Here is a 20,120-nt window from a genome sequence, read left to right on the forward strand (position 1 = left end):
TCTGCAGGCGCGGACTTCATCGTGGCGCGGGCAACGTAAGGTTGCCCATCAGACGCCGTATAGATTTAAGCAAGCCCATCATAAATCAAAATCAACGTTGCAAAAAAGGGGGTGACCATAGATTTTTATGGGCAACCGTTGGGATCGGATGGCCTGTATATGAATCCTAAGGGGGTCTGGTGATCGCTATACAGTCCATTGCCTCTTGTGAGCTCGCTGATACCTTTGCACCGACTATTTGGTTATTCCCGATCCCTCCATGCATAAAAAAAGGCGGCTTATTCAGCCGCCCAAGACACAGGGAATTGATCAAGTATTACAAAGCGCATTAGCCTTACAGTTAACCTTTCACACCGCCTGCCGTTAAGCCGCCGACCAGCCAGCGTTGAGCAATCAGGAACACCGCCGTAATCGGGATAGCCGACAATATGGCTGCCGCCGCGAAATCACCCCACAGGTAATTTTGCGGGTTAAGATATTGCTGCATACCGACCGCCAGGGTGTAGCTGTTGACGTCACGCAGCAGTAACGACGCCACCGGCACTTCGGTGATGGCCGCGATGAACGACAGAATGAACACCACTGCCAGAATTGGCACAGACAGCGGCAGCAGCACCAGACGGAATGCCTGCCACGGGCTGGCACCGTCCAGCGCAGCGGCTTCTTCCAGCGAACCGTCGATGGTTTCGAAATAGCCTTTGATCGTCCAGACGTGCAGGGCGATGCCGCCCATATAGGCGAAAATCACGCCGCCGTGGGTGTTCAGCCCGAGGAACGGCACGTACATGCCGAGACGGTCGAACAGGGCGTATAGCGCCACCAGCGACAGCACCGCCGGGAACATCTGAAAAATCAGCATCCCTTTAAGCAGCGAACTTTTACCGCGGAATTTCATGCGGGCAAAGGCATAGGCGCAGGTGGTGGAAAGTGCGACGATGCCGACGGCGGTGATCACGGCGATCTTGATCGAATTCCACAGCCACAGCATCACCGGGAACGGCGGTGGCGTAACGCTGCCGTCGCTGTTGTTGACGGCAATGCCGAGCGCCAGTTTCCAGTGATCCCACGAGACCTGATCCGGGATCAGGCTGCCGGTGGCGAAGTTACCCGGACGCAGCGAGATGGCGAACACCATCAGCAACGGGAACAGGATCAGCGCCAGAAAGCACAGCAACAGCAGGTGTGTGACCAGCAATCTGACTTTCTGCGACTTCGGTTTAACCATAGGCATTGTTTGTTTCTCCTCAGTCGAATTTCATACGTGATGCTTTCAGGTTCACGACAGCCAGCGCTCCCACCAGCAGGAAGATTAGCGTGGCAATCGCTGCCGCCAGCCCGAAGTCCTGCCCGCCGCCGCCTTCAAAGGCGATGCGATAGGTGTAGCTGACCAGCAAATCGGTATGACCCGCTGGCGTGGTGGTGCCGAGCATGTCCGGCCCGCCGTTGGTCAGCAACTGGATCAGCACGAAGTTATTAAAGTTAAACGCGAAGCTGGCGATCATCAGTGGCGTCAGCGGTTTGATCAAAAGCGGCAGCGTGATGCGGAAGAAGTTCTGCATCGGCGTCGCGCCGTCCATAGCGGATGCTTCGTAAAGATCGTCCGGGATCGCTTTCAGCAGGCCCATGCACAGGATCATCATGTACGGATAACCGAGCCAGGTGTTGACGATAATGATCATGCTTTTGGCCGTCCATGGATCGCTGAACCACGCCGGTTTGATGCCAAACAGCGCGCTGAGCATCAGGTTGATCTCACCAAAACTCTGGTTGAATAACCCTTTGAAAATAAGAATCGAAATAAACGCAGGCACGGCGTAGGGCAGGATCAGCAGGATGCGGTACGCCGCTTTCCCTTTCAGTTCTTCCCACTGCACCACGCAGGCCAGCACCATACCGACAGCCACGGTGAGCACCACGGTCAGCAGGGCGAATACAACGGTCCAGACGAAAATCGACAGGAACGGTTTCTGGATCCCTTCGTCATGTAACACGCGAAGGAAGTTGCCCCAGCCGATGCCGACGGTAAAGCCGGGGCTGAGTTTTTCTGCCTGCCATTCGCCCTGAGCGTTCACTGCCTGATAGAAGCCGGTGTCCATGTTCGGGCGGTAAATCGTGCCGGTTTGCACATTGGTCAGCTGCTTCTTATCTTCACCGAGTTTGTACAGCGGCTGAGTGCCGGAGAACTGGCGCAGGGAACTCATGCGCAGCGTTTCGCCGTCGGGTAATTTCGCTGAGATCTGACCGAGGGCCAGACGGTTTTGTGTCACTACCCGCAACCCGGCTTTTTCAGCCGATGGCGCGGTTTGCGGCAGCATGTCCAGCGTTTGCGGCGCGGAAGCGTTGAAAGCAAAAGGCGGGGAAACCAGCGTCTCGCTGTTATCCGCCGACGTCAGTGCCAGTTGCCATCTATCGCCCGCAGGGAAGAGTGCGAAATTCAGCACCTTGCCGCCCTGGAATTCACGTCCCATGAGAACGGACTGCGCACGTTCAAAGGTCAGCTGGTTGGTGCTGCTGTAGTTAGTGAAGGCAATCGCGATGGTGCAGATCAGCGGAAACAACACAAATAACGACATCCCGGCCAGACCGGGGTACACGTAGCGCCACGAATACGCGCGGCGGTTGCCATAAATGTATAAGCCGACACCGGAGAGGATCAGGGTTAGAACGGCAAAGAGGTATTCACCCTGCGCATACATCAGCACGATCAGATAACCGGTAAAGCAGGCGAGCAGGGCGATGATCAGCCACTTAAGCGCATTGCTGAACGGCCTTTTTTTGGCTACTGGCATAGGGACAATCCTTGTAGTGGCGGTACGGAGCAGGTTGGCTCCGTACCGTTCATTGAGCTAAAACGCAGGCATTACTTGGTAATGCGGGTTTCTACATCTTTCAGTGCTTGCGGAACGGTCTGACGGCCATTCACCGCGTTGATGATGGCGCTGCGTTCTGCGTACCAGAAGGCGCTCATCTGCGGGATGTTTGGCATGATTTCACCGTTCTTCGAGTTCGCCATGGTGGCAGCAATGCGCGGGTCTTTTTCCAGTTTCTCCTGATAAGACTTCAGCGCCACGGCACCCAGCGGTTTGTCCTTATTCACGACGGCCAGACCGTCGTCGGTGATCAGGTAGTTTTCCAGGAACTCTTTCGCCAGCTCTTTGTTCGGGCTGGCGGCGTTGATACCGGCTGTCAGCACGCCGACGAACGGTTTAGACGGCTTGCCGTGGAACGTTGGCAGCAACGTCACGCCGTAGTTGATTTTGCTCTTGTCGAGGTTTGACCACGCCCACGGACCGTCGATAGTCATTGCGGTCTGGCCTTTGTTAAAGGCGGCTTCAGCGATGGAGTAATCGGTGTCGGCGTTGATGTGTTTGTTTTTCACCAGATCGATGATGAATTGCAGGCCAGCCTGTGAACCTGCGTTATTCACGCCGGTGTCTTTGATGTTGTATTTGCCGTTTTCATACTTGAACGCATAACCGCCGTCAGCGGCGATGATTGGCCAGGTGAAGTACGGTTCCTGCAGGTTCCACATGATGGCGCTCTTGCCTGTGGCGCGCAGCTCTTTGTCCAGCGCCGGGATTTCTTCCCAGGTTTTTGGCGCTTCTTTAATGATGTCTTTATTGTAAATCAGTGACAGCGCTTCAACCGCGACCGGATAGCCGATCAGCTTGCCGTTGAAGGTGACCGCATCCCAGGTGAACGGGAACAGTTTGTCTTTGAAGGTCTGGTCCGGGCTGATTTCAGCCAGCAGACCGGATTGTGCGTAGCCGCCAAAACGGTCATGCGCCCAGAAGATGATGTCAGGGCCGCCGCCTGTGGCTGCCACTTGCGGGTATTTTTCTTCCAGCTTGTCCGGATGTTCTACCGTGACTTTAATGCCGGTGTCTTTTTCAAATTTCTTACCGACTTCCGCCAGGCCGTTATAGCCCTTGTCACCGTTGATCCAGATGACCAGCTTTCCTTCTTCTATTTTGGCGAACGCGGAAGATGACAACACCAGCGTAGCCAGCGCCGAGAGTGCCAGTGTGTGTTTAACAATCTTTTTAATGCTGAGGGTCATAATCCAATCCTTTTGTAGTCGGTTTTTTTATCGTCTGAGACGGAAAAGACAGGGTACGACGCCAGTGTGGATTTAACCTGTCACAGCTTCATCATCCCCCCCTCTACGCCCCCACCTCTCAGAATGTGATCCCACCGACACTCTCAGGCGTTATGTGGTTCATCACTCAAAAATATGGTTCGTTTTTTGCCATTCAGATCACGAATTTGATTTTTGCTGTGAACTTTCATCCGGTTGCGGTGAATCGTCATCCTCCCTGCTCCTCCCCCATGAAAAACTTTGTTACGGATGATTACGGTTACCGGCTAATCCTTCACTCTTCGTTGCATTGAGTTTTCTCGCTGGCAGCAAGTACAGGAGTTCAGGATGGCGAGCGTTTCCCTTAACAGCGTGTACAAAGCCTTTGGCGACACCGTGATTTCCAGCGACATCAACCTGGAAATAGAAGAAGGCGAGTTTGTGGTGTTCGTCGGGCCGTCCGGCTGTGGTAAATCCACTCTGCTGCGCATGATTGCAGGCCTGGAAGACATCACGTCCGGTGAATTGAAGATTGGCGATAAACGCATGAATGAAGTGCCGCCCGCCGATCGTGGCATCGGCATGGTGTTCCAGTCTTATGCGCTTTATCCGCATCTGTCTGTGGCAGAAAACATGTCCTTCGGCCTGAAGCTGGCGGGGGCAAAAAAAGCCGAGATCAATCAGCGGGTGAATCAGGTTTCCGAAGTGTTGCAACTGGCGCATTTGCTGGACAGACGCCCGAAAGCGCTTTCCGGCGGACAACGTCAGCGCGTGGCGATTGGCCGTACGCTGGTTGCCGAGCCGACGGTTTTTCTGCTCGATGAACCGCTTTCTAACTTAGATGCTGCGCTGCGTGTGCAGATGCGTATTGAGATTTCACGTCTGCATAAACGCCTGAAACGCACCATGATTTACGTGACCCACGATCAGGTCGAAGCGATGACGCTGGCCGACAAAATCGTGGTGCTCGATGCCGGGCATATCGCGCAGGTCGGTAAGCCGCTCGAGCTGTATCACTATCCTGCCAACCGCTTTGTCGCCGGTTTTATCGGCTCACCCAAAATGAATTTCCTGCCGGTGAAAGTCACTGCTGCTGAACCTGCGCGCGTACAGGTCGAATTGCCGAACCGCCAGCAAGTCTGGCTGCCGGTGGAAGGGACCGACGTGAAAGTCGGCAGCAACCTGTCACTGGGTATCCGCCCTGAACATCTTCTGCCAAGCGACGTCGCTGAAGTGACGCTTTCCGGCGAAGTGCAGGTCGTCGAGCAACTGGGTAACGAAACACAGATCCACATCCAAATTCCGGCAATTCGTCAGAACCTGGTGTACCGCCAGAACGACGTGGTGCTGGTAGAAGAAGGTGCAACATTCGCCATCGGTTTGCCGCCACACCGCTGCCATCTGTTCCGCGAAGACGGAACGGCATGTCGCCGGTTACACCCCGAACCTGGTGTTTGAAAGCACGCGATCCCCTACAGGAGAAAATGATGATCACAATGCGTAGTTCTTCCCTGGCGCTGGCAGTGGCTGCTGGCATCCTTTCTACACAAGCAATGGCGGTGGATTTCACAGGTTATGCCCGTTCGGGTATTGGCTGGACCGGCAGCGGCGGCGAGCAGCAATGTTTCAAAGCGACAGGTGCAGACAGCAAATACCGTCTCGGTAACGAATGTGAGACGTATGCAGAGTTGAAACTGGGTCAGGAAGTGTGGAAAGAAGGGGATAAGAGCTTCTACTTCGACACCAACGTGGCGTATTCCGTTTCTCAACAGAACGACTGGGAGTCAACCGATCCGGCTTTCCGCGAAGCAAACGTGAAGGGTAAGAACCTGATCGAATGGCTGCCGGGTTCGACTATGTGGGCCGGTAAGCGTTTCTACCAACGTCATGACGTTCACATGATCGACTTCTACTACTGGGATATTTCAGGTCCTGGTGCGGGTCTGGAAGATATCGATCTGGGCTTCGGTAAACTGTCTCTGGCTGCCACCCGTAACACCGAAAGCGGCGGTTCATACGGTTATATCGCTGACCAGCGTAATGAAGTGCCTACCTCCAACGACGTGTTCGACGTGCGTCTGGCAGGCCTGCAAACTAACCCGGGCGGTGTGCTGGAGTTAGGGGTGGATTATGGCCGTGCTAACGCGCGTGATGGTTATTCACTGGCTGACGATGCGACCAAAGACGGCTTCCTGGTCACTGCGGAACATACGCAAAGTATTTACAACGGCTATAACAAATTCGTGCTGCAATATGCCGCAGATTCCATGACGGATCCGGGTCAGGGCGCGGCGAACGGCCACTCGAATGGTGCCGCCATCAACAACAACGGCAGCATGGTGCGTGTGCTCGACCACGGTGCTATCGACTTCAACGACACCTGGAGCCTGATGTACGTGGCGATGTATCAGGACGTTGACCGCGATAACAACAACGGCACCACCTGGTACACCGTCGGTGTCCGTCCGATGTACAAATGGACCCCGATCATGAGCACCTTGCTGGAAGTCGGTTACGACAACGTGAAATCCCAGCGTACCGGCGACAAAAACGGCCAGTACAAAGTCACCCTGGCGCAACAATGGCAGGCGGGCGACAGCATCTGGTCACGTCCGGCCATCCGCGTGTTTGCCACTTATGCGAACTGGGATGAAAAATGGGGCTACGACACTGACAGCGGCGCAAACAATGGCTTAGCGATGAACGACACCAGCACGACCACATACAGCCGTGGTAATGACGACGAAATAACCTTCGGCGCCCAGATGGAAATCTGGTGGTAATTTTTTCCTTCCTCCTTCGCGCTGCCGATGCGTTGGCTGCGCGTCCTCGCCCTGGTCACGTAGTTGTCTACGCTCCCGGGGACTTGGACGCTTGCCGCCTTCCGGCAACCCGAAAGAGTTTGGAAAAATGGCAATGTAAGTTTTAAAAAAACGCAGTAAAGAAGATGTGCTGGCTGGCGGATTATCGCTGATGACCGCCAGCCTTCATGGTGATTTCAAAGGAAACAATAATGAAAAAGAATCTGCTGTCACTGTGTCTGTCGCTGAGCCTGTTGGCTGCTGCCCCTGCTGTGGTGAACGCTGCGCAAAATGATGCGAATACTGCACCGGCTATTTCCAGCCAGACCTTACGCAACCTTTCATGGACGCCGCTGGTTCCGCCAGTGACGCAGGATGTGACGCTGGGGACGTCCAGCGCTGAAATTAATCAGGGTGAGATTCAGGGCGCCGTCGGGGCATTCGCTTTACCTGCTGACCGGGGTTCGCTTGAAATTACGCTGACCAGTATCGCGACCGGTAAAACCGTGTATGCGCCAAATGTTCTGGTGCTGGATGAGCAGATGCGTCCGGCTGCGTTTTACCCTTCCAGCTATTTCCCGTATCAGAAACCAGGTATCGTCTCGAGCGATCGTCTGGAAGGCACACTGAAACTGACACCGGCACTGGGTCAGAAACAAATTTATCTGCTGGTGTACACCACCCGTCAGGACTTAGCTGAGACCACGCAGATGGTGAACCCGGCGAAAGCCTTCGCTGCGGGCGTGGGTAACGCCGTACCGGATATCCCGGATCCGATTGCCCGTCATACCCCGACCGGCACACTGAGCCTGAAAGTCACTGCCGAGCAGAAAACCGGTAACGTGATGATTGGTCAGATCTTCCCGTCTTCCGCACCGGCAGCGGCAGCACCCGTAGTGGTCGGCAGCACACAAGCGCCTGCACCTGCGGCGGCTCCGGCCAAACCGAGCGAGCCAATGCTCAGCGATTCAGAAACCTACTTTAACGATGCGATTAAGAAAGCAGTGAAAGCAGGGGACGTCGATAAAGCCCTGAAATTGCTGGATGAAGCTGAGCGTCTGGGTTCCAAATCCGCCCGTAAAACCTTTATTGAAAGCGTGAAGCACTAAGTTTTTCAGCGCCTCCCCCGAGAAAAAGCTGGCAGTTTTTTCAGCTCCTCCCCCTGCGAAGGGGGAGGCCGGGAGGGAGTTTTAAACCCACCGAGTTTTATTCACTCCGCCTATTTGTTACCCTGTTGTTAATTCATTCAGCGGGGGATGTATGGCGTCTGCAAACTGGGTCGATTTATCGAAAGATAAAGACAGCGGGATCGAGACGATCCACGCCCATTTCGAAGGCCATGCTTACGATCCCCACTGGCATGACAGTTATCTGGTCGGTGTCACTCAGTACGGTTTGCAGCAGTTCAGTTGTCGCCGCCAGAAACATCAAAGCCTGCCGGGCAAAGTCTTTATGCTCGAACCGGGCGAAATCCATGACGGCGATGCGGTGCAGCCTGGCGGTTTTACCTATCACATGCTGTATCTCGATCCGCAATGGCTGAGCCGCGAGCTGGCGGCACGGCGCGATTCCCTTTCTCCGGCCGGTGATCCGAGTTTCGAAAATACCTTAGCGCAGGATCCGCAACTGGCGCAGGCGACGTCACGGGCTTTTCAGGCGCTGCACGGCAAAGACCTGCGCATTGTCCGCCAGACCGCGCTCGACGGCTTGCTCTGTGCACTGGGCGGCCATCTCACCTGGCAGCCGCCGCGACTTCAGGGGCATGCGCCCTGGTCGCGGTTGGCGCATCAGGCGCGGGAATATCTGCATGCCCACTTGCACGAAGACATCGGCCTCGAACAACTGGCAGCGGCGACCGGCGAAAGCCGCTTTGTGGTCAGCCGTGCGTTTAAAGCTGAATTCGGATTGCCGCCGCACGCCTATCTTATTCAGCTGAAACTGACCCGCGCCCGTGAAGGGCTGGCGCTCGGGCGCACACCGGCTGACGTGGCGGCTGATTTAGGTTTTGCTGATCAGAGCCATCTCGGGCGCTGGTTCCGCCGCGCCTATCAGCTCACGCCAGCACATTACCGGCGTCTGTGCACAAATCTTCCAGATTGAGAAAAAGTGACGGGTTAAGCTCATGTTTCAACTGAACCGGAGCCTGCCATCATGAATACGCCTGCAACCATTCTGCCTTCGTCACCGGAACGCTGCGTGATTGTCATCAACCAGCAACTTGCCGCCGGACATGCCGCCAATGCCGCCGCCGTGCTGGCCCTGACGCTCGGGCAACGCCATCCGTCGCTGGTGGGCGAGCCGCTGATTGACGCTGATAACCGCGTGCATCCGGGGCTGATCCCGATTGGCATCAGCGTGCTGGTTGCCGACAGCGAACAGCTCACGCACCTTCATCAGCACCTGCTTCATGATGACGAAATGGACGGAATTATTTTTCCGGTCGAAGGACAGCAAACCACGGATTACGCCGCGTTTCGCGAAGCGGTGTCTGTTGTGCCGACGGACAACCTGCAACTGCTGGGCATTGCGCTGGCGGGTAAAAAGAAAGTGGTGCGCAAGCTGACCGGAAAACTCGGTTTGCTCGGCTGATGTTTGTCATTTAAGCGTCACACTTGTTCTCTACTCTCCTGATATTCAAACTAATATCAGGAGTTTTCCCGTGCGTAAGTCCCTCGTTGCTCTGCTGCTTTTCACCCTCGGTTCCACTTTTGTCGTTCAGGCGGCTGACGAAGCCAAACCCTTTATCACCAGCCAGGAACTGGATCTGACGAAATATCTGCCCGCGCCACCGGCGGATGATTCGGCGCAGACCAAAGCGGAACTGAAAGAATTGCTCGAAATTCAGGCCACCCGTACGCCGGAGCAGGAAAAAGCGGCGATTGCTGATGCTGAAGAAAACGTCTGGCGTTTTGCCGATGTGATGGGGCCGGACTTTGATGCTGCGAAACTGCCGAAAACCGCTGCGCTGTTTGATCGTATTGTGGCGACCGAAGACGTGGTGGACGATCACGCCAAGAAAGCCTTTAACCGCCCGCGTCCTTATATGCTCGATGAACAAATTCATCCGCTGCTGAAAAAATCCAAATCCGGCTCATGGCCTTCCGGTCATTCTACTATCGGCTATCTGATGGCGACGGTGCTGGGCGAAATGGTGCCGGAAAAACGCAACGCGCTGTTCACCCGGGCGGCCGGTTACGCCGAAAACCGTCTGGTAGCGGGTTTCCATTACCGTTCTGATACCGTGATGAGCCGCACCGGTGCTGCACTGATCGCGCAAAAAATGGAAGAACAGCCAGATTTCAAAACCGAATTCGACGCGGCGAAAGCGGAACTTCGCGCACAGTTGGGCCTGAAATAATTTTCGTCAGTTCCTGCCTTTCCGGTAAAGTGTGGGGCGTAAAACTTGCAGAGGAAGGGACTGATGGAAAACAGATTCAAGCGGATGGCATCGCCGGTCGGGTTACTCACACTGGCGGCGAAAGGCGATAAGCTGACCGCCATTTTGTGGGAATGTGAAATCGACGGGCGCGTGCCGTTGGGCGATATGATTGAAGACCCGTCGTTTCCGATCTTGCTGAAAACCGAACAACAGCTGAACGAATATTTTGCCGGTAAGCGTACCCGTTTTGAGCTGGAACTCGATTTCACCGGCACCGAATTCCAGAAAGAAGTCTGGGCGGCGTTGCTGGAAATTCCGTTTGGTGAAACGCGCAGCTACGGCGAGATCGCCCGTCGTATCGGTCGCCCGAAAGCGGTTCGTGCCGTGGGCGCGGCCAATGGCCGCAACCCGATTTCTATCGTGGCGCCGTGTCACCGGGTGATTGGTGCTTCCGGGAAATTAACCGGCTTTGCTGGCGGGCTGGACAACAAGTTGTTGTTACTGAAGCTGGAAGGTCGTAAATCTTAGGGTTTTTATTGGGAAATAAATTGCTTGATGTCCGCTTGTCAGTCGATGCATAGTCAAAAAATAAGCAGTAAATAAAAAAGACAACATCACTTACAAACGGAGTTTTACCTTAATGGATCAGATTCAATCCCTCGAACAGTTCTTATCCTCAGTTCAGCAACGCGACCCGCATCAGGTCGAATTCTCCCAGGCCGTACGTGAAGTTATGACCACGCTATGGCCTTTCCTCGAACAAAATCCGCAATACCGCCGTTCTGCTTTACTCGAACGTCTGGTGGAGCCGGAACGTGTCATTCAGTTCCGTATCGCGTGGGTGGATGACAAAAATCAGGTGCAGGTGAACCGTGGCTGGCGTGTACAGTTCAGCTCGGCCATCGGCCCGTATAAAGGCGGCATGCGTTTCCATCCGTCGGTCAATTTATCGATTCTCAAATTCCTCGGTTTTGAGCAGACCTTTAAAAATGCCCTGACCACGTTGCCAATGGGCGGCGGGAAGGGCGGCAGTGATTTCAATCCGAAAGGCAAAAGCGAAGGCGAGATCATGCGTTTCTGTCAGGCGCTGATGCTGGAACTTTACCGTCATCTCGGCCCGGATACTGATGTGCCTGCGGGGGATATCGGCGTCGGCGGGCGTGAAGTCGGGTATATGGCGGGGATGATGAAAAAACTCTCCAACAACACTGCCAGCGTGTTCACCGGCAAAGGGTTGTCGTTCGGCGGCAGCCTGATCCGCCCGGAAGCCACAGGTTATGGCCTGATCTATTTCACTGAATCGATGCTTAAACGCCATGGCCTGGATTTCGAAGGTATGCGCGTGGCGGTGTCTGGTTCCGGTAACGTCGCACAATATGCAATTGAAAAAGCCATGTCACTGGGCGCACGGGTGATTACGGCGTCAGATTCTAACGGTACTGTCGTCGATGAAGCAGGCTTTACTCCTGAGAAACTGGCGCTGCTGACCGAAATCAAAGCCAGCCGTGATGGCCGCGTGGCGGATTACGCGCAAAAACTCGGACTGACGTATCTCGAAGGCCAGCAGCCGTGGAACGTGCCGGTGGATATCGCGCTGCCTTGCGCCACACAAAATGAACTGGATGCCTCTGCGGCACGCGTGCTGATCGCCAATGGCGTGAAAGCGGTCGCTGAAGGCGCGAATATGCCAACGACGATTGAAGCGACCGACTTGTTCACCGACGCGGGCGTGTTGTTCGCGCCGGGTAAAGCGGCGAATGCCGGTGGCGTGGCAACCTCAGGGCTGGAGATGGCGCAGAACGCTGCGCGTCTGAGCTGGAAAGCCGAAGAAGTGGATGCGCGTTTGCGTCACATCATGCTGGATATTCACCAGTCGTGTGTCGAATACGGCGGCGAAAGCCAGCAGACGCAGTATGTCCGTGGCGCAAATATCGCCGGCTTCGTCAAAGTCGCTGATGCCATGCTGGCGCAGGGCGTGCTGTAAGCCCAAAGTCAGGTTTCAGAAACAACAAAGCCACCTTTGCAGGTGGCTTTTTTATGTGGGCAACATACTCAGAAGTGCGTATTCAGGCTCATGTAGAACGTGCGGCCCGGTTCGTTGTAGGTTGCCGCGCCTGCGCCGTACATATAGGCGCCGGTGGTGGCATTACCCACAGTCTGGGCATTACCCGCACGGAACTGGCGTTTGTCGAAGACGTTATCAATACCCGCCGTGACGCTGACATTTTTGGTCGCGGTGTAGGTGCCGCTCATGCCGACCACAGAATACGGGCTGACTTCATTTTTCTCACTGCCGGTGACGGCTTCACCCTTGTAGTTGTATTTCTTTGGCTTCTGACGGCCATACCAGGTCAGGGTAGATTGCAGAGAGAGATCTTCCGTTGCCTGCCAGCTCAGCGTGGAGTTGATGGTAAATTCCGGGATGATCGACAGATAATCGCCGGTCTCTTTGTTTTTACTTTCAATCATGTACGTGCCGTTGTTATTCCAGGAAACGGTGCTGCTGACCGGAATATTCAGCGTGCCCTCCAGCCCCTGAACCACGGCTTTCGGCACGTTTTCCCATTTATATACATCAGTTGTGCCGGTGGAGGACGTGCCGGTTGGCAGATAGCCGGATTCGATTTTGTTGCGATAATCGTTGCGGAAATAGGTCACGCCCGCCTGATAACCGTTGCGGTGGAATTCCAGTCCGATCTCTTTGTTTACGCTGGTTTCCGCATCCAGATCTTTATTCCCCACCAGATAACAACCGCCGCCGCTGGCCGCACAACCCTGACCTTTACTGTACAGCACGTAGTTTGGGTTGGTCTGATACAGGCTCGGCGCTTTATAGGCGCGGGCGATACCCATTTTCAGGGTGAAATCGTCGCCCAGTTCCTGAGACAGGTTCAGCGACGGGCTCCAGTTATTGCCGACAATGGAGTGATGGTCGAAACGCAGACCCGGCACCAGCATGGTGCTGTCGGTCAGCTCAATATTATCTTCGGCAAACAGCGAGAAAATCTCTGCCTGAGAATAGGGGCTGCGGTTGGTGCTGTCGGTACCGGCAATCGCGCCGCCGAGCATAGCCTGCGTGTTGGAAGACGGATCTTTCATCTTCTGCTGGTTCCATTCCGTGCCGAACGTCGCGGTTTGCGGCACGCCCAGCTCAAACGGAATACTGACTTCGCTGTGCGCCAGAATGTCGCCCAGTGCGATGGTGTTGAAGTCTTCGTCAGAGAAGATGCCTTCGGTACCGCCCGCCAGCCCTTCATCCATGCGCGAGTTACGGGTTTTTTCGTACTGCACGTAGTTGCTGGTGGTTACACCGTTATCCCACGCGCCTTTGTAGGTCACCGAGTAGGACTGGCGGTAAATGCGGTTAGTCTCTTCACCGTACATGCTTTTCACCAAATCACTGGTGTTGGTGTTCTGCGTGTCGCCTGCGTACAGGTTGCCCTGACGGCTGTTGGACACTTCAAATTCCAGTGACTGCATGCGGGCAAAATCCCAGTGCAACAGGGCGTCGATATTCTTATCGATCACGCCTTCGCGACCTGCCGGAACGGTGTCGGCATAGGTGCCGGTACGCTCAGACTGATGACCGTCGTTGATGTACTGCGCGTCAGCCTGCGTTTTGCTGTAGCCACCGAACAGGCGGAAACTGAACTGATCGTTGAGCGGGCCGGAGAGGCTGAAATCGGTACGTTTGGTCGAGCCTTCGTCCTTATGTTGTGGTGCGTTCAGATAGGTATTCCAGGAACCGTGCCACTCCTGAGTGTCTTTTTTAGTGATGATGTTCACCACGCCACCCGCCGCGCCGTTACCGTAACGCGCCGCCGCCGGGCCGCGGATCACTTCGATGCGCTCGATCATATCGGGCGGAACCCAGCTTGTGTCGCCGCGGGTATCACGCTCACCGCGCCAGCCCTGACGCACTGAGTTGCGGCTGTTCACCGGCTTACCGTCGATCAGGATTAAGGTATTTTCCGGGCCCATACCCCGGATGTCGATCTGGCGGTTATTACCGCGCTGGCCGCTGGTAGAGTTGCCGGTCAGGTTTACGCCGGGCATGGTGCGGATAAGTTCGTTGATGTCGCGTGCCGGAGGGCGTTTTTGGATTTCATCAGAAGTGATGGTGGAAACGCCGGGAGCCTGAAGGTTTTGCTGTGCGGCGGTGACAACCAGTGTGTCGCTGGTGTCTTCCTGTGTTTCTGCGGTGTTCTGGCTGGCGTCTGTTGTGCGGGTTGTGGTGCTTTCTGCCGCGCTGACGGGCAAAGAAAGTGCTGATCCCAGCCCGATTAAGGTTGCCAGAGAATAGTGTGGTAGCCTGCTTTTCATAGTGGATTCTGCCCTGAAATCCATCCGTTCCTGCAAAACAGATTTAGTGAACAGGAGGATGGCCTGTTGTGTGTGTATTTTTATCGTCCCGTTTACGGGCGGTAACACACTATTGCAAATGCAAACAATTATCAATACGATTCCCATTCATAATTTGCAGGAAGCAGGTCAATTATTCTGCAAATTATGCCTTCTCTCATTGCCAAAAGACTGTAAAGCGTAAACATGATGAAATCGCAGTTTCCGGAAAAACCCACCGCGCAGGCGATGTTAGCAAGCTCTCAGGCGGGAAGTGCCGAATGGTGGAAAGACATTAAAGCGCAAGGTTCACCCTTGATCGAACGGCTGAATGATGACGTATGCAACGTGACGTTCTTCTGGCGGGATCCGCAGGGCAGTGAGGCGACATCGGATTTCCAGCGGGTGTGGATCAACATCAACGGCATCACCGATCACCATCAGTCTTTACCGCCGCAAAGTCTGCAAAGACTTGCGGGAACCGATGTCTGGTCGCTGAGTATTACGCTGCGCTCCGGCTGGCGCGGCAGCTACAGCCTGATCCCGCGCACCGGGCCCGGCAGAGAGTTCCCGCAGGATCCCGATGCCTATACCGCCATGCTGGCTGCGCGGGAATGGTGGAAAGATATGTTCGCCCATGCGATTTATGACCCGCTGAATCCGAATCAGCCGTGGCCGGGGGCGAAATCTCACGCGCTGTCGCCGTTGCATATGCCCGACGCATTGCCGCAGCCTGCCTGGCGGGAGTTTGATCTCCACGGTGCCGCGTTGCCACAGAAACCGGCAAAACTGCAAACCTATCAGTGGAACAGTGCGCGTCTGGGCAACCGGCGCAAGGTCTGGATCTACGCCACCGGCGAAAGCCAGGATCCGGCATCGCGCCCGCTGGCGCTGTTGCTCGACGGCCAGTTCTGGGCGCAGCAGATGCCGGTCTGGCAGCCGCTGATGCAACTGACGCAGGAAGGCACATTGCCGCAGGCCGTCTACGTGCTGATTGATGTGATCGATACACAGACCCGCAGCCGCGAACTGACCTGTAATGCAGATTTCTGGCTGGCCGTTCAGGAGGAGTTATTGCCCGCCGTGGCGACGCTCGCACCGCACAGCAGCGATGCGAACAAAACAGTGGTGGCGGGGCAGAGCTTTGGCGGGCTGTCAGCGTTGTACGCCGGTTTGCACTGGCCGCAGCGCTTCGGTCTGGTACTCAGTCAGTCCGGTTCTTTCTGGTGGCCGCGACGTAATAAATCGCAGCAGGATGAAAATCCTGACGAGGCGGATTTGTTACTGCGTGCGGTGAGTAACGGGCTGGGGGCTGCCAGCCATCTGAAAATTTTCATGGAAGCGGGCAGCAATGAACGACTGATTTATCAGGTGAATAATCAGATGGATGAGCTGCTGAGCCGCACCAAAAACAGCGTGCATTATCGCGTGGTCGATGCCGGTCACGATGCGCTGAGCTGGCGCGGCGGATTAGCCGATGGCCTTCAATACCTGTGGAACGAAGAGCCATGGAGCACCGGAGATTCAACCGTTACCCAGCGGGATAATTAACGGTGTATGCGAAACCGGACAGTCGATAATGGCGCAGCGTAGCCCGAAAACCTGTTCGATCAGTGCCGGTGTGACGATGTCTGCCGGTGCGCCCTCAGCCAGTATTTTTCCATCGCGCATGGCAATCAGATGCCCGGCGTAACGACATGCCTGATTCAGGTCGTGCAACACCACCACCAGCGTGCGGCCGTTTTCCTGATTCAGGCGACACATCAGTTCCATCAAATCAATCTGATGCGCGATATCCAGCCAGGTTGTCGGTTCATCCAGCAATAACAACGGCGTTTGTTGCGCCAGCACCATGGCTATCCACACCCGCTGGCGCTGTCCGCCGGAAAGTGAATTCACCGTGCTTTCCGCCAGTTCGAATACTCCCGTCGCGTGCATGGCGTCGTTCACCGCCAGCGTATCTTGCGCTGTCCAGCGGCTGAACAGGCTCTGATGCGGGTAACGCCCGCGGGCCACCAGATCCGCCACACTGATATCGCCCGGCGCCGTTGAACTTTGCGGCAGTAAACCCAGACGTTTCGCGACGTCTCTGGTGCCGTAATCACCGATCAGTTTGCCGTCCAGAAATACCGTGCCGGATTGCGGCGGCATCAGGCGGCTGAGCGTGCGCAATAATGTGGATTTACCGCAGGCATTCGGCCCGATAATCACGGTGAGTTTTCCCTGAGGGATAGAGACGGAGAGTTCGCGGGCGACGATTTTTTTATCGTAGCCCAGCGTCAGATCTTTCGCATACAAAGGGGAAGAGTGTTCAGTATTCATGAGCGTCGCGACTCCCGGATCAGCAACCCAATCAGATAAATGCCGCCCAGACTGACGGTCAGCACGCCCACGGGTAACTGATAGGGCGTGAACAGCCGTTGTGCAGTGACATCGGCGGCGAGCAACAGCAGCGCACCGGTCAGCGCCGCGAAAAATAAAGCGTGCTGCTGGCTGGCGCAAAGACGACGCGAAATTTGCGGTGACACCAGCGCAATAAAGGAAATTGGCCCGGCCAGCGCGGTGGCCGCGGCGGTCAACGCCACGCCCGCCAGCATCAGCAATAAACGTGAACGCGTCACCGGTACGCCCAGCGCACAGGCGGCATCATCGCCCATTTCGAGCAACCGCATCGGAGCGGATAAGCAACGCGCCAGCATGCAGGCGACGATAATCATCCCGGTCGCCGGCAGGCTTTTCTCCCATGTGATGCCATTGAGCGAACCGGCATTCCACAAGCCAGCCGTCAGCGCCGATTCCAGCGAGGCGTGAATAATCAGCCAGGTATTGACCGCAATCAGCAGCGCCCGTACGCCGATACCGACGATAATCAGGCGGAACGTTTCGATGCCCTGACGCCATGCCAGGGCGTATACCACCAGTGCGGTCACGACGCCGCCTGCCATCGCGCCGGGGAGAAGGTCGCCCGCAGCGCCATTGAACAACACGATAATCAGCAGAACGCCGGTATACGCGCCGGTGTTAAAACCGATAACGTCCGGACTTCCCAATGGATTGCGCAGCAGCGACTGAAAAATCGCGCCGCTGATGCCGAGTGCGGCACCGAGAATCATCGCCATCACCACGCGCGGCAGACGCCATTGCGTGACAATAATGCTCAGGTTTTTCGGCCCGTCGCCGAGCAGGGCGCTGACAACCTGCGACGGCGTCAGTGCCAGTGTTCCGCTACCCAGCGCGTAAACCGCCAGCAGGATCAGGCATAACACCAGTCCGCAGGCGGTCAGAAAGGGGCGCGACAGCAGCAAAGGTTTTTTCAGCGGGCGAGGTTCTGTAAGAGTCTGGCTCATGGTTAACCTCTGTGTAATCCACCGGGACGGCGTACCAGGAAAATAAGCACCGGCGCGCCGATAAAGGCGACCACCACGGAAACCCGCAATTCTCCGGTAACCAGAAAACGCCCGGCGATATCGGCTGCCAGCAACAGCGTCGGGGTTAACACCAGCGTCCACGGCAGCATCCAGCGCGGATCCGCACGACAGATCCAGCGCGCCATATGCGGCACCATCAGGCCGACAAAGGCGATGGGGCCGACAGCCGCTGTGGCGCTGCCGCACAACAACGTAATCGCCAGTAATCCCAGCAACTGCGTGGTCGCGATTTTGGTGCCGAGCGCCGTCGCCAGTTCGTTGCCCATCGTCAGATTATTCAGGGAACGGGCCATCAGTAAGCTCAGGGCAACCGCAAAAGTCACCGGCGGTGTGATGGTTTTAATCACGGTAATATTGCGGATATCCAGCGAGCCAGCCTGCCAGAATCGCAACTGATCGTAGACGGTCGGGTTGAGCAGGGAAATCCCCGAAGACATGCCTTCCAGCACAGCGCCGAGCGCGACGCCCGCCAGAGTTAAGCGTACCGGATCCAGCTTTCCGCGTCCCAGCGCGCCGATCATGGCGACCAGCAATGTTGCCAGTAAGGCACCGGCAAACGCGAACCACAAATAGTGGCTGACATCCGTTGCGCCAAAAAAGGCGATACCGATAACCACCGCGAAAGCCGCACCCGCATTAACGCCAAGAATACCGGGATCAGCCAGCGGATTGCGGGTGAGGATTTGCATCAGCGTACCGGATAATCCGAGCGCCATCCCTGCCAGCAAACCGGCCAGCGTGCGCGGCACACGGGCATCGGTGACAATCACACAATCCGCCCCAGTACACTGGCCGTTCAGCGCTGACATCACGGTGCCGGACGCAAGCGATTTCTCGCCCAGCACCAGACTCAGCGCCATCATCAGGCAGAGCAAAAACAAGGCAACCAACAGCGCTGTGAGATTTTTTATTGAGCGGGACATCAGTGAGTTACGAACAGTTTTTCAAGCTGATTCAGCATGTTGCTGGCGCTGTAATAATCGAGTCTGAACGTGTCGTCACCCATGGCATACACGCGCCCGGTCTGCACAGCAGGTAACTTCGCCAGAAAAGGATTGGTCAGCAGCCGTTGTGCATCAGACTGACTGGCGGAAAATAACAGCAGCGTCTGGCCGTTCATCGCCTCCGGCATTTTCTCACCGGCAAGCTGGATGATGTCATGGCGTTTGCCCTGACTGTAACTGGCGGCGAAATTCAGCGGAACCGGCGCGAGGCTGAATCCTAACTGCCGGAGCAGCTGACCCTGCGGTGACGCGGGCGTCCACAGATTGGCGCTTTTGCCATCTGATCCATAAACCAGCGCGGACACCGGCTGCGGTGGCAAATGTATCGCTTTTTTCAGACTGTCTTCACGGGCTGAAAACTGCGCGATAACCTTGGCGGCATCGGTTTCTTTACCCGTCGCCCGGCCTAATTCGGTGGCGAGTTCCTGCCAGCTTTTATCGTCGTAATTGACCACCATAACTGGCGCAATGGCAGACAGCTGATCATAGAGTTTCAGTGCGGAATCCCCGCCTGTGGCGGCAATAATGATGAGATCCGGTGCCTGTCCGGCAATGGCTTCAGCATTCGGTTCGCCGATATAAAGCCGCTGCACACCGCGTTGTTTCGCGACATCGCCCCACTGGCGGAAAAAGCCCTGAGCATCGGAAACCCGATTATTGGGCGCAGTCGCCCCGCTGGCGATAACCGGCGCATTAATCGCCAGCAATGTGCCGGTGACGGTGACGCTGGTGGAGACAATCCGCTGCGGCGGCTGTTGTAATGTGATGCTTCCCTTTGAGGTCATAACTTGCCGTGGCCAGCCTTCTGCGAAAGCCTGCGTGGCGACAAGCAGCGATAACAACAGCGCAACCATCCCTGAAAAACGGCGAAAACCAGCCCTTGTCATTGGATCCATTCCTGATTCTTTAATGTTAATGGTTATCATTATTATATGCAGGGCGTATGGGGTCAATGACGAGAGATGACCTGCCCCCAGGATTAGATACAACCGTCAGTTAGTAATGTCGGTTTGTTTACCTTCACATTTTCCATTTCGCCACCGTGCTGCAAACTCTGATGGCGTCAGATAATTCAGTGCCGAATGTGGA

17 protein-coding genes are annotated in these 20,120 nt (G+C 55.8%); 9 read left to right on the top strand and 8 right to left on the bottom strand.

Features of this window, described 5'->3' with window-relative positions; genetic code table 11:
* Positions 1 to 340: 340 nt before the first annotated feature.
* From malG to malE, 3 genes are all read right to left on the bottom strand, one after another.
* Positions 341 to 1,231 (bottom strand): maltose ABC transporter permease MalG, encoded by an 891-nt coding sequence (gene malG / locus LC431_RS25680; protein ID WP_013573871.1) that lies wholly within the window; start codon positions 1,229 to 1,231, stop codon positions 341 to 343.
* A gap of 13 nt (positions 1,232 to 1,244) precedes the next feature.
* A complete protein-coding gene (gene malF, locus LC431_RS25685) occupies positions 1,245 to 2,789 on the bottom strand; it encodes a maltose ABC transporter permease MalF (protein WP_013573872.1) in 1,545 nt (514 codons plus the stop codon).
* A 71-nt stretch (positions 2,790 to 2,860) separates the two neighbouring features.
* The gene (gene malE / locus LC431_RS25690; RefSeq protein ID WP_013573873.1) at positions 2,861 to 4,060 is read right to left on the bottom strand and encodes a maltose/maltodextrin ABC transporter substrate-binding protein MalE; all 1,200 of its coding nucleotides are present in this window, start codon (positions 4,058 to 4,060) and stop codon (positions 2,861 to 2,863) included.
* A 366-nt stretch (positions 4,061 to 4,426) separates the two neighbouring features.
* Here malE and malK point away from each other — a divergent pair, with 366 nt between their 5' ends.
* From malK to gdhA, 8 genes are all read left to right on the top strand, one after another.
* Positions 4,427 to 5,536 carry a maltose/maltodextrin ABC transporter ATP-binding protein MalK gene (gene malK, locus LC431_RS25695; protein ID WP_013573874.1) on the top strand — a complete coding sequence of 370 codons (1,110 nt, stop codon included), beginning with the start codon at positions 4,427 to 4,429 and terminating at the stop codon, positions 5,534 to 5,536.
* Positions 5,537 to 5,562: 26 nt separating this feature from the next.
* Complete coding sequence (locus LC431_RS25700) at positions 5,563 to 6,861, top strand: maltoporin (RefSeq protein ID WP_014411581.1); 1,299 nt, start codon at positions 5,563 to 5,565, stop codon at positions 6,859 to 6,861.
* A 230-nt stretch (positions 6,862 to 7,091) separates the two neighbouring features.
* The gene (malM, locus tag LC431_RS25705) at positions 7,092 to 7,988 is read left to right on the top strand and encodes a maltose operon protein MalM (RefSeq protein ID WP_126124608.1); all 897 of its coding nucleotides are present in this window, start codon (positions 7,092 to 7,094) and stop codon (positions 7,986 to 7,988) included.
* A 151-nt stretch (positions 7,989 to 8,139) separates the two neighbouring features.
* Complete coding sequence (locus LC431_RS25710) at positions 8,140 to 8,979, top strand: AraC family transcriptional regulator (RefSeq protein WP_112152061.1); 840 nt, start codon at positions 8,140 to 8,142, stop codon at positions 8,977 to 8,979.
* Positions 8,980 to 9,030: 51 nt separating this feature from the next.
* Positions 9,031 to 9,468, top strand: coding sequence for a DUF2000 domain-containing protein (locus tag LC431_RS25715; RefSeq protein WP_112152062.1), 438 nt, complete (start codon positions 9,031 to 9,033; stop codon positions 9,466 to 9,468).
* Between the two features lie 70 nt (positions 9,469 to 9,538).
* Positions 9,539 to 10,237, top strand: a complete 699-nt coding sequence (locus tag LC431_RS25720; RefSeq protein ID WP_013573879.1) for a phosphatase PAP2 family protein — start codon at positions 9,539 to 9,541, stop codon at positions 10,235 to 10,237.
* A gap of 63 nt (positions 10,238 to 10,300) precedes the next feature.
* Complete coding sequence (locus LC431_RS25725; RefSeq protein WP_013573880.1) at positions 10,301 to 10,786, top strand: methylated-DNA--[protein]-cysteine S-methyltransferase; 486 nt, start codon at positions 10,301 to 10,303, stop codon at positions 10,784 to 10,786.
* A gap of 112 nt (positions 10,787 to 10,898) precedes the next feature.
* Positions 10,899 to 12,242 carry an NADP-specific glutamate dehydrogenase gene (gdhA, locus tag LC431_RS25730; RefSeq protein ID WP_112198029.1) on the top strand — a complete coding sequence of 448 codons (1,344 nt, stop codon included), beginning with the start codon at positions 10,899 to 10,901 and terminating at the stop codon, positions 12,240 to 12,242.
* 68 nt (positions 12,243 to 12,310) lie between these two features.
* Here gdhA and LC431_RS25735 read toward each other — a convergent pair whose 3' ends face one another.
* Positions 12,311 to 14,581, bottom strand: a complete 2,271-nt coding sequence (locus LC431_RS25735; protein WP_223510459.1) for a TonB-dependent siderophore receptor — start codon at positions 14,579 to 14,581, stop codon at positions 12,311 to 12,313.
* Positions 14,582 to 14,806: 225 nt separating this feature from the next.
* Between LC431_RS25735 and fes the strand changes: the two genes are divergently transcribed.
* Complete coding sequence (gene fes / locus LC431_RS25740; RefSeq protein ID WP_223510460.1) at positions 14,807 to 16,150, top strand: enterochelin esterase; 1,344 nt, start codon at positions 14,807 to 14,809, stop codon at positions 16,148 to 16,150.
* On the opposite strand, the gene LC431_RS25745 is transcribed toward fes, so the two are convergent.
* From LC431_RS25745 to fepB, 4 genes are read right to left on the bottom strand one after another with little or no spacing between them, the layout of a single operon-like run.
* Positions 16,124 to 16,921: an ATP-binding cassette domain-containing protein gene (locus LC431_RS25745; protein ID WP_013573884.1), complete on the bottom strand. Its 798-nt coding sequence runs from the start codon at positions 16,919 to 16,921 to the stop codon at positions 16,124 to 16,126. The two genes, fes and LC431_RS25745, sit on opposite strands and share 27 nt — an antisense overlap.
* Positions 16,918 to 17,946, bottom strand: a complete 1,029-nt coding sequence (gene fepG / locus LC431_RS25750; protein WP_014411586.1) for an iron-enterobactin ABC transporter permease — start codon at positions 17,944 to 17,946, stop codon at positions 16,918 to 16,920. Before fepG ends, LC431_RS25745 begins: the two co-directional genes overlap by 4 nt.
* A 2-nt stretch (positions 17,947 to 17,948) precedes the next feature.
* A complete protein-coding gene (gene fepD, locus LC431_RS25755; RefSeq protein ID WP_223510461.1) occupies positions 17,949 to 18,950 on the bottom strand; it encodes a Fe(3+)-siderophore ABC transporter permease in 1,002 nt (333 codons plus the stop codon).
* Positions 18,950 to 19,918 (bottom strand): Fe2+-enterobactin ABC transporter substrate-binding protein, encoded by a 969-nt coding sequence (gene fepB, locus LC431_RS25760; protein ID WP_223510462.1) that lies wholly within the window; start codon positions 19,916 to 19,918, stop codon positions 18,950 to 18,952. The genes fepD and fepB overlap by 1 nt, the downstream gene beginning before the upstream one ends.
* Positions 19,919 to 20,120: the final 202 nt, after the last annotated feature.

This window comes from Rahnella sp. GSA61A (assembly GCF_019969905.1).
GTDB lineage: Bacteria > Pseudomonadota > Gammaproteobacteria > Enterobacterales > Enterobacteriaceae > Rahnella > Rahnella aceris.